This is a genomic window from Pseudomonas sp. CM25 (genome assembly GCF_013179705.1).
Lineage (GTDB): Bacteria > Pseudomonadota > Gammaproteobacteria > Pseudomonadales > Pseudomonadaceae > Aquipseudomonas.
In genome coordinates, this window is sequence record NZ_JABMCW010000202.1 from 1 (window position 1) to 10,362 (window position 10,362).

Consider the following 10,362-nt stretch of genomic DNA (forward strand, 5'->3'; position numbering starts at 1 on the left):
CTGCGCAGGATCAGCGAGGAACGGTTCAGCGCCAGCCGTGCGCTGGCCGCCAGCGACGCCGAAATCAACGCCAAAGCCGAGTTCCTGGCCAAGATCAGCCACGAAATCCGCACCCCCATGAACGGGGTGCTGGGCATGACCGAGCTGCTGCTGGGCACACCGCTGTCGGTGAAGCAGCGCGACTACGTGCAGACGATTCACAGCGCCGGCAACGAGCTGCTAACCCTGATCAACGAAATTCTCGACATTTCCAAGCTGGAGTCCCGGCAGATCGAACTGGATGACGTGCAGTTCGATCTTAATGCACTGATCGAGGACTGCCTGAACATCTTCCGTGCCAAGGCCGAACAGCAGAACATCGAGCTGATCAGCTTCACCCAGCCACAAGTGCCGCGAGTGATCAGCGGCGACCCGACGCGGCTGCGCCAGGCCTTGTCGAGCCTGCTGGAAAACGCCCTGAAAAACACCACCCAGGGCGAGATCCTGCTGGTGGTGGCCCTGGACCAACGGGGCGAGATACCGCGCCTGCGCATCGCCGTGCAAGACAGCGGCGAACCGCTGCCGGCCGCTGATCGCGAGGCCTTGCTGCAAGCCGAATTGCACAGCCACCATTTCCTGTCCAGCAACAAGCTGGGCGGGCACCTCGGTTTGATCATTGCCAAACAGCTGATCGGCCTGATGCAGGGCGAATTCGGCATCAAGAGCAGTACCGGCATGGGCAATACCTTGTGGCTGACCTTGCCGCTGGACCCCTCGCGCCTGGAGCAACCTCCCGCCGACCTCGACAGCCCGCTGCGCGATGCCCGGGTGCTGGTGGTGGACGACAACGACACGTGCCGCAAGGTGCTGGTACAACAGTGCAGCGCCTGGGGCATGAACGTCAGCGCGGTGCCGTCGGGCAAAGAAGCGCTGGCATTGCTGCGTACCAAGGCCCACCTGCGCGACTACTTCGACGCCGTGCTGCTGGACCAGAACATGCCTGGCATGACCGGCATGCAGCTGGCGGCGAAAATCAAGGAAGACCCCAGCCTGAACCACGATATCCTGGTGGTGATGCTTACCGGCATCAGCAACGCGCCGAGCAAGGTCATCGCGCGCAACGCGGGGGTCAAGCGGATACTTGCCAAGCCGGTCGCCGGCTACACACTCAAGACCACCCTGGCCGAGGAGCTGGCCCAACGCGGGCGCGAGCAGGCCGTGCCGGCCAGCCTGCCAGGTATCCCGCAGGCCCTGGACTTGCCCGGTGATTTCCGCGTACTGGTGGCCGAAGACAACAGTATTTCGACCAAGGTGATCCGCGGCATGCTCGGCAAGCTCAATCTTGAGCCCGACACCGCCTGCAATGGCGAAGAGGCCTTGCAGGCGATGAAGGCGCAACGCTATGACCTGGTGTTGATGGACTGCGAGATGCCGATCCTGGACGGTTTCTCGGCCACCCAACAGCTGCGTGTGTGGGAGGCCGACAACCAGCGCCACCGCACCCCGGTGGTGGCACTGACCGCGCACATTCTTGCCGAACACAAGGAACGCGCGCGGCTGGCGGGCATGGACGGGCACATGGCCAAACCTGTGGAGCTGTCGCAGTTGCGTGAACTTATCCAGTACTGGGCCAACCACCGCGAAACCGAGGTGGACCCGGCGCACAGTTCCTGACTGTCAGCGCCTACACCAATCCATCATGCCAAGGACCAGCGCTCATGCTCCATGAGTTATTCAGCGTCTACCTGAAAATGCTCGTGCTCTACAGCCCGTTCTTCGTGCTGTCGTGCTTCATCAGCCTGACCCGCGGCCACTCCAGCAAGGAACGCAAGCAACTGGCCTGGAAGGTGGCCTTTGCGGTGGTCATCGCCAGCATCCTGCTGTACCTGTTCGGGCGGGCGATCTTCGGCATCTTCGGCATCACTGCCGACGCCTTCCGCATCGGTGCCGGCAGCGTGCTGTTCATCTCGGCGCTGGGCATGGCCCAGGGCAAATCGGCGGTTCAGGCCGATAACGTGCAGCAGGATGTCACCATCGTGCCGCTGACCATACCGCTCACTGTCGGGCCGGGTACCATCGGTGCCTTGCTGGTGATGGGCGTAAGCCAGCCGCATTGGGATGACAAGCTGCTGGCTATTGTGGGTATCGTGCTGGCCAGCTTCACCGTCGGCCTGGTGCTGTACCTTTCGCACCGCATCGAGCGAATCCTGGGCGACCAGGGCTTGCAGATCGTCAGCCGGCTGATGGGGCTGTTTGTCTGCGCCCTAGCGGCGCAGATCATTTTCACCGGCATCAAAGGCTACCTGGCCCCCTAGAGCAGAAGGTCGCGTATCGCTCGCTGGCTACTGCGCGCCACGCTCGCTTCAGCCCGCTTGCGATAGTCTTCGCGGAACCCTTGCAGATTGAAGTGGATCACTTCCACGCGCATATCAACGACCTGCACTTCCTGTTTCGACTCCAGGTACAGAAACCCGCTGGTCGAATGCCTGAGTGACATTTCCATGTGCAGTATCACCAGGTCGATGAACCCGTTCGGCTGCTGGGCGCAGGGCAGCAACTGGAAACGCGCCTTGTCCTTCGCAAGTGCGCGGGACTCGAAGGCAGACAGTGACTGCCTGTCATTGCGCAGTGCCTGCAAGGACTGTTCGGCCACCGCACCGTGCGCAGGTGAGCCTAGCTGCTCGACCTGCGCCACGGCGCGCTCGGCGAGGGTTTGCCGGTCAGGGCCGAACTTTCGGCTTGCGGGTGCCAGCTTGCCATCAAACCCTAGCGCAGCCAGGTTTCGCCAGTAGTTCCTGAACCAGTCAGGCTCTAGCCCCTCGTCCAGATCGCCCCAGGCGACCTGCTGGGCAAACGCGTTGGCCAGCAGGAGGTCATCACGCGCTTGAGGGCTGACCCCCGGCAAGAATGACATCAGGCTGCTGTGGACAACACTGGCACTGGCAGCCGGTTGATTGAACTTACTCATGGACAGGCTCCTGTGCCACTGGCGGTTGTACCTGGCCGCGATACTGCGCTTTCTTGGTGCCAATGGCGGCTTGCAGGCCGCAGCTCACCCGGTCGACAAGCTTGGCGCTGGTCTGATAACGACAGTCGAGTTGCTGGGGGGGCTCGTCGCACGCGGGCTCCAGAACTTGCCAGAGCCATAGCGCATCAGGCGGCGAAGCAGTGCTGAATCTGAGTTCGGTGCTGACGATGGAACCGTCTGGCAATACCAATCGCAGTTCCACATGAGCATGGCTGTCACCCCCGGCATCCGGCGGCCGTATGCATTCTGCCCACAACGCCTGCTGCAGGGCTGGGTCAGGGCTTGCCTTGAACATGTCCAGGCAACGCCCTGCCTCTGCATGCGATTCAGCGGCCAGAGCAGCCAGCAGGTTGGCCCGAAGGATGGCCCACGGCTCGAAACATGCGGCCTGCGGCGCGGAAACCGGGCGGGCCTGCACAGTGACCGGAGTACAACCGAAGCTGCCTTGCACCCGCAGGTATTCCCGGTGCCAGCCGTCATGGCGCAAGTTACGTGGGTGACGCTTGCTGGCAGCCAGATAGGCGGCCAGCTGAATATTGAGCAGATCGTCTACCCTTGATTGGCTGACGGCAGCATGAACCCATACCAGGCTGTTACCGTTTAGCCACAAAGCATAATTGGCTTGCATGATTTCGCCCTCCAGCCTCGCCGACACCGTGATGCCGGCGGGCCGACTCAGTGATCAGATTTCAAGGGCCAGCAATACCTGCAAGGCATTGTCATCAAGCTTGGTTTCAACCAGCGAGCGGACCTTGTCGTACTGACGCGGGTCGAAGTTCAACACCGCACCACAGGCAAAGTTCCGGGTGCCGCTGCTTTCCCACTTGAGCAGCAGGTAGTTGGCTGATTTATCAGGCTTGGCATCGGTCTGGATCGCGCTGACCAGCATGGCTACCTGGCCGGCTGAGGTCTGCTCGCATTTGGCAAGGCTCAACCCGGTGCGGTCATCTTCGAACGTCTTGCGGTTCAACATCTCGACGTTTTTAGTGCTGGCGGCAAGTGCGGCAATGACGGTCTTGCCCAGGCCTTCGAGCGCAGTTGCCACCTCTCCGGTGAAGATCCCGTAGGCGGCCTGCAAGCCTTTACCCACCAAGTTGCTGATTTCCAGTTGCCTGTCGCTCTGGGTTACTTCCTGCACGTCGACATTGGTCGGGGCCCAACCCATCTTGGACATCAGGAAAACGTACTGCTTGAACCACTCCCGAGTCTCCTTGATAGGGTCGTGCTGCTTGTTGGCACCTTGAGTTGCCAAGGCATGGCATGCCTTGGCAACGTCACGGTTCATGTCGGACATAGCGTCCGGGAACACGAACAGGTTCTTGTCCGGTAGTACCTGAAGTTCCAGTTTCTCGCTTTTCACGGCCATCGCTTTGGGTCTCCATTGGATATTTACGGTTGGAGCCCTCTGGCTCCAGCCACAAACCTAACGGCAACGCAAAACTCAACCCGCCCTGCAGCACTTCCTTAGCCGTCGGCATGCCCTTGTTCAGGGGTGGCTGTGGTACCAGCGCGGGGTATACACCCACAGCCCGCCATCGGCGCGGTCGAAGGTGCATGTCGTCGACGAACCGACCAGCACCATGGTGCGCATATCGACCATTTCCGGCAGCAATTCGGCCAAGGTGACTACTTTCAGCGTCTGCCCCGGCCTACCGATATCACGGCCAAGGACTACAGGCGTGGTCCCCTCCCGATGTCGGCGCACGACTTCAAGCGCCACGCCAAGCTGGTGCGGCCTGGATTTCGAGATCGGGTTGTAGAACGCCAGCACCAGGTCGGCCTGTGCCGCCAGGTCCAGGCGCTTTTCGATGATCGACCAAGGCTTGAGGTTGTCCGAAAGCGACATCACGCAGAAATCATGCCCCAGCGGTGCGCCCGCCTGGGCCGCCGTTGCGAGCGAGGCCGACACCCCCGGCAGGATCTCGAGGTCAACGCAATGCCAGGCAGGGTCGCTGGACTCATGCAAGGCTTCGAGCACTGCGGCCGCCATGGCAAACACGCCCGGGTCGCCCGACGACACCACCACCACCGAACGGCCTTGGGCCGCCAGCTCGAAGGCGTGCCGAGCGCGCTGCATCTCTTCACGGTTGTCGGTGCAGTGCTGCACCTGATCGTCGCGGAACGGGCCCGCCATGCGCACATAGGTTTCGTAGCCGAGTACATCCTGTGCACGCGCCAGCTCTGCCTTGACCGCTGGCACCATCAGCTCGGCAGCTCCCGGGCCCAGGCCGATTACCGCCAGGCGACCGCGGCGGCGGCCGATCTGCGCCACCTCGACTGGTGCAGGCGACACTGCAATCACCACCTCGGCCTGCTCGATCAACCGAGCTTCGGGCAACGCCGTGGCAACCATGCTGGCGACATCGTGTGGCTTGGCGGCGAAGCGCAAGGCAACACCCAAGGCCGCTGCGGCTTCGCGCAGGGCGCTATCGGCCATGGCTTGCTCGTCGGCCAGCACGCACGCCAGTGCGGGCTCGGCGATGCCAGCCTGCTGCAATGCAGCACGAATAGCGTGCAGATTGCCGCCGGCGACACCGACGACTACCGAACGCGGATGGATCAGCAGTTCGTCGCGGCTGGCCGGGCGCGCCTGATGCCCCACATGGATGGTGCGCCGGGCCGCTTCACTGGCAGGCAACTGCGCCTGCAGCAACCACGGTGCGTCACCTTCAATGCGTACCGACTCGCCAGCCAGCAGGTCGGAGACAAAGCGCTTGCCTTGCTCGATATCCGCCAGGGCATAGCCCTGCGGCGGGTTGAGCAGGCAGGTGCCGAAGCGCAACTCGCCACTGGTGGTAATGGCGGCGGCTACGCCCAGCGCCTCAGCAATTTCGCGCGCCATGACGTTCACGCCGCCCAACCCACCGAGCAACGGCACGACGGCGCTACCATCCTCGGCCACGGCCAGCACCGGCGGCTCTGTGCCTTTCTCGTCGAGCAGGCTGGCCAGGCTGCGGATGACGATGCCCGCAGCGCACAGGGCAATGATCGGCGTATCCCGCTGATACAGCTCGCGCAGGGTGTCGCCGAACACACTGTAGTAGCTGTCGACACCTTCGACCCGGCCTTCCAGGCCATGGATCGACGCCTGTGGATAACACTGCTGGATACGCAGCGCCGTGGCCAGGCTGCCTGGGCCGAGGATGACGATCGCCGGTGCCTTGTGCATGTTCAGCCCTGCCATTTTTCACCCGGCACGATGATCAGCGAAAAGTAGGGCGACGACTGCGGGTCGACCTGGTCCAGCGGCACGATCTTCTGGTTGGCCATGGTCGCCCGTTCCACATACAGCGCGCGCCCGTCCAGGCCAAGTTCGGCCAGCACTTCGCGCACTTTCGGGAAGTTGCGCCCAAGCTTCATGATCACCGCCGCATCGGCGTCGGCCAGGCGGCGCTTGAGGTCTTCGGCCGGCAGTACGCCAGACAGCACCGACAGGCTCTGGTTGCGGTACACCAGCGGCGCGCCCAGTACCGAAGCACCACCGAGCATCGAGCAGACGCCGGGGATTACCTCGGCCTCGTAGCGCTGCGCCAGGCGATCATGCAGGTACATGTAGGAGCCATAGAAAAATGGGTCACCCTCGCAGATCACCGCCACATCGCGACCGGCATCCAGGTGCTCGGCCACCTGCACGCTGGCCTCGTCGTAGAAGTCGCTGATCACCTGCTCGTAGGACAGCGGCGCTGGCAAGGCTTCGGTGGTGACCGGGTAGACCAGCGGCAGCAGGGCCTGCTCGGGCTGCAGGTGTGCCTCGATGATGCCGAAGGCATTGCCGCGCTTGCCCTTGGCCACGAAATAGCCGACTACAGGGGCCTCGCGCAGCAGGCGCAGGGCCTTGAGGGTAATCAGTTCAGGGTCGCCAGGGCCCACGCCCAGGCCCAGCAGACGTCCACGCGGCGCCATCATTCCACCTCCGTGGCCAGGGCGTTGACTGCCGCAGCAGCCATCGCGCTGCCGCCCAGGCGGCCTTGCATGATCACGAACGGCACGCCACGGCTGTCGGCAGCGAGCATCGCCTTGGATTCGGCTGCACCGACGAAGCCGACCGGGAAGCCGAGGATCAACGCGGGCTTCGGGGCACCAGCATCGAGCATTTCCAGCAAGTAGAACAGCGCAGTGGGTGCGTTGCCGATCACCACCACGCTGCCTCCCAGATGGGGGCGCCACAGCTCCAGGGCCACGGCAGAACGGGTGTTGCCAGCGTCCTTGGCCAGGCCAGGCACGCTCGGGTCACGCAAGGTACAGATGACCTTGTTGTCCGCTGGCAGGCGGGCCCGGGTGATGCCTTCGGCGACCATGTGCGCATCGCACAGAATCGGCGCGCCGTTCAACAGTGCCTCGCGCCCGGCACGGCCGGCGCCTGCGGAGAATTGCAGGCCATCGATGGCGTCGACCATGCCACACGCGTGGATCACCCGCACGGCAAGCTTTTCCAGGTCTGCGGGGATCCGCTCGAGCTGGGCCTCCTCGCGGATTATCCGGAAGGAATTGCGATAGATCTCCTGACCATCGCGGATGTAGTCAATCATCAAGGTGCTCCGTCGGCAGGTCGAGCATGGCGCCTGCTTCATTCAAGGTAAGGTCGGTGGCGCGCAGGGCACCGAAGCCAGGCTGGCGCGCATCACGCAGGTACAGGTCGTAACGGCCCGGCGAACGGGCCAGCAGGGTGGCCGGGGCAACATGGGCCATGGCGCAGGATCGGGGGCAACCGGACAAGTGCACGCTGGCTGGCGCACCCGGGCCCAGCAGCGTGGCCAGGGTCAGCGCGTCGGCCTTGGTTTCGCCCAGGGCCTTCGCGCAGCCGCTGGCGCCGGTGCAGGCGCTGATGCGCGCCAGAGGTTCATGGTCGTTGCAGAGCAGGCCCAGTGCGGATAAATCGGCCTGGGCCTGGTTGATGTGTTGCGCTTGCAGGTTGGGCAGCACCAGGCTTTGCCAGGGGCTCAAGCGCAAGCTGCCATCGCCCAGTTGACGGGCAATGCGCGCGGCACCACGCAGCATGGTGGGGGTCAGCCGGCCCTGCGGCGGGGCAACGCCAAGCGCCAGGCCTTGGGCCTGGGGTAGCACGCCCAGCCAAGAAGCGTTGTGGGGTTCACGTCGCCATGCGAGCACGGCTGGGTCGCGGCGAATGGCCAGACCAAGCCCGTCGATGAAATCGGTTACCGAACAGGCTTCGAGCAACTGGCGCATGCGCGACTGCACCGGGGTTGCCAGGTCGAGGAAGCGCTCCAGCACAGCGCGCACCAATTGCAGGCCTTGCTCCAGCGGCACGGCGCCCAGCACCTGGCCTTCAGCCGGGCATCCCGCCAGGCCAAACGCAAGCCAGGTCTGCTGCTCCAGGCGCAGGGCCGAGAGCCACAGGTCATGGGGGTGTTCGAGCATCGCCAGGCTTTCGCCGGCATCCAGTTGCACGGCGAACTTGGCCGACAACTGATGAAAACGCGGTGTGCCTTCCAGCAGCTCGAGAATTCGTCCAGCCAACGGCCGGGCATCCAGCAGCATCGTCGGATCCTGCCCGGCCAGCGGGCTGAGCATCAGGTTGCGCACATCGTCACCCGCCGCGTCACGCGGGCCCAGGCCGGCAGCGAGCAGTGTCTCGACCAACTCGCGGTGGTGGCTGCCGATACCGCGTATCTGCAAATTGCCGCGGTTGGTGGCTTCGATCACGCCGCCTGCGAAACGCTCGGCCGCTGCAGCCACCGCATCGGCCTGGTCGGCAAACAGCAGGCCACCGGGCAGCTTGATCCGGCAGATCCCGCCGTCGCGGGCACTGACAATGCGCCACAACCCCGGGCAGGCCGAGGGGCGGGGCGATACGTGGGGGGCATTGGCCTGCTTCAAAGGGGTGTCCGGCAATCTGTGAAAATGCGCTTGAGTGGAGAAGGCGCGGTATTATGCCTGCTTTGTCCGGCGGCATGAAAAGCCGGTGGTCGAGCATCCTCGGCGTTTGAGTAGAAATTCACGACCGCGTCGCCCTCTTCACGTGTAAACCCGCTCCCACAGGATCATCGTTGCCCCACATCCTGTAGGAGCGGGTTCACCCGCGAAGGGGCGCAAAGCGCCCCCAAAAATGGCGGATTGAAACACATGACCCCCTGGCTGACAGTAATAGGCATCGGCGAAGACGGCTTCACTGGCCTGGGCAAACAGCCCCGGCGCGCGCTGCTGGCCGCTGCAAAGATCTTCGGCAGCCCCCGCCAGCTGGCCTTGCTCCCTCGCTGCGTGTCCGGCACACGGCTGGGCTGGCCAAGCCCGTTCTCCCTGGCCCCGGTGCTGGCCCTGCGCGGCGAGCCGGTGTGCGTTCTGGCCAGCGGCGACCCGATGTTCTATGGCGTCGGTGCCAGCCTGGCCCGCCAGGTACCTGCAGCAGAAATGCGCGTGCTGTCGATGCCCTCTTCCTGTGCCCTGGCGGCCGCCCGCCTGGGCTGGCCGCTGCAGGACGTGCAAGTGCTGTCGCTGGTCGCACGCCCCCTGACGGCGCTGAATGCCTGCCTGCACAGCGGCGTGCGCCTGCTGGTGCTGAGCAACGATGGCGACAGCCCCGCAGCGATCGCCGCGTTGCTGCGTGCGCGTGGCTTCGGTCCAAGCCGCCTGCAGGTGCTCGAACACTTGGGCGGCGACGCGGAAAAAACGCTGGCCGGCACTGCGCAGGACTGGCCGCATGCCGATATCGCTGCCCTCAACCTGGTAGCCATCGAATGCCTGGCGGCACCCGATGCGCCGCGCCTGCACAGGCTGGCCGGGTTGCCAGACAGTGCCTTCGAGCACGACGGCCAGCTGACCAAGCGCGATGTCCGCGCCATCACCCTGGCGCGCCTGGCACCCCAGCCCGGTGAATTGCTCTGGGACGTTGGCGCAGGCTGCGGTTCGATCGGCATCGAATGGATGCGCGCCCACCCGGCCTGTCGCGCCCTGGCCATCGAGGCCGATGAAGGCCGCCAGGGTTTCATCGAACATAACCGCGATGCGCTGGGCGTCCCCGGCCTGCAACTGGTACGCGGCAAGGCCCCTATGGCATTGGAAGGTCTGGAGCAACCGGATGCAATCTTCATCGGTGGCGGCGTCACCCGTGAAGGTGTGCTCGACCTGTGCTGGGCAAGCCTGCGCCCCGGCGGCCGGCTGGTGGCCAATGCGGTAACCCTGCAAAGCGAACTGGCCCTGGCGCATTTCCGCGAACGCCACGGTGGCGAACTGACCCGCATCCACGTCGCCCACGCGCAACCCTTGGGCTCGTTCGACACCTGGCGCCAGGCGCTGCCGATCACCCTGCTGGAAGTGGTGAAACCCGTCGATGCGTGAAGAAACCCGCGAACAGCCTGCCGCTCTGCGCAGCGGCCTCACCACCGGCAGCTGCGCCA

Annotated in this window: 10 protein-coding genes; 3 read left to right on the forward strand and 7 right to left on the reverse strand. The window is 64.4% G+C overall.

Going from position 1 to position 10,362, the window contains the following annotated elements; genetic code table 11:
• Positions 1 to 1,653 (forward strand): response regulator (locus tag HP546_RS19400; RefSeq protein ID WP_172228444.1); only part of this gene is annotated, 1,653 nt, incomplete at its 5' end.
• A 44-nt stretch (positions 1,654 to 1,697) separates the two neighbouring features.
• Positions 1,698 to 2,294, forward strand: a complete 597-nt coding sequence (locus HP546_RS19405; RefSeq protein WP_172228446.1) for a MarC family protein — start codon at positions 1,698 to 1,700, stop codon at positions 2,292 to 2,294.
• Here the strand turns inward: HP546_RS19405 and HP546_RS19410 are convergent.
• The 7 genes from HP546_RS19410 to cobG form a co-directional block, all read right to left on the reverse strand.
• A complete protein-coding gene (locus HP546_RS19410) occupies positions 2,291 to 2,947 on the reverse strand; it encodes a hypothetical protein (RefSeq protein WP_172228448.1) in 657 nt (218 codons plus the stop codon). The genes HP546_RS19405 and HP546_RS19410 overlap by 4 nt on opposite strands.
• A complete protein-coding gene (locus HP546_RS19415; protein ID WP_172228450.1) occupies positions 2,940 to 3,635 on the reverse strand; it encodes a hypothetical protein in 696 nt (231 codons plus the stop codon). The genes HP546_RS19410 and HP546_RS19415 overlap by 8 nt, the downstream gene beginning before the upstream one ends.
• A 54-nt stretch (positions 3,636 to 3,689) precedes the next feature.
• Complete coding sequence (locus HP546_RS19420; protein ID WP_172228452.1) at positions 3,690 to 4,373, reverse strand: hypothetical protein; 684 nt, start codon at positions 4,371 to 4,373, stop codon at positions 3,690 to 3,692.
• Positions 4,374 to 4,493: 120 nt separating this feature from the next.
• Complete coding sequence (cobJ, locus tag HP546_RS19425; protein ID WP_172228454.1) at positions 4,494 to 6,191, reverse strand: precorrin-3B C(17)-methyltransferase; 1,698 nt, start codon at positions 6,189 to 6,191, stop codon at positions 4,494 to 4,496.
• Positions 6,179 to 6,913, reverse strand: a complete 735-nt coding sequence (locus tag HP546_RS19430) for a precorrin-2 C(20)-methyltransferase (RefSeq protein ID WP_172228456.1) — start codon at positions 6,911 to 6,913, stop codon at positions 6,179 to 6,181. The genes cobJ and HP546_RS19430 overlap by 13 nt, the downstream gene beginning before the upstream one ends.
• Positions 6,910 to 7,536 carry a precorrin-8X methylmutase gene (locus HP546_RS19435; protein WP_172228458.1) on the reverse strand — a complete coding sequence of 209 codons (627 nt, stop codon included), beginning with the start codon at positions 7,534 to 7,536 and terminating at the stop codon, positions 6,910 to 6,912. Before HP546_RS19435 ends, HP546_RS19430 begins: the two co-directional genes overlap by 4 nt.
• Positions 7,529 to 8,860, reverse strand: a complete 1,332-nt coding sequence (gene cobG, locus HP546_RS19440; protein WP_172228460.1) for a precorrin-3B synthase — start codon at positions 8,858 to 8,860, stop codon at positions 7,529 to 7,531. Before cobG ends, HP546_RS19435 begins: the two co-directional genes overlap by 8 nt.
• Before the next feature lie 231 nt (positions 8,861 to 9,091).
• Between cobG and cbiE the strand changes: the two genes are divergently transcribed.
• The gene (gene cbiE / locus HP546_RS19445) at positions 9,092 to 10,303 is read left to right on the forward strand and encodes a precorrin-6y C5,15-methyltransferase (decarboxylating) subunit CbiE (protein ID WP_172228462.1); all 1,212 of its coding nucleotides are present in this window, start codon (positions 9,092 to 9,094) and stop codon (positions 10,301 to 10,303) included.
• Positions 10,304 to 10,362: the final 59 nt, after the last annotated feature.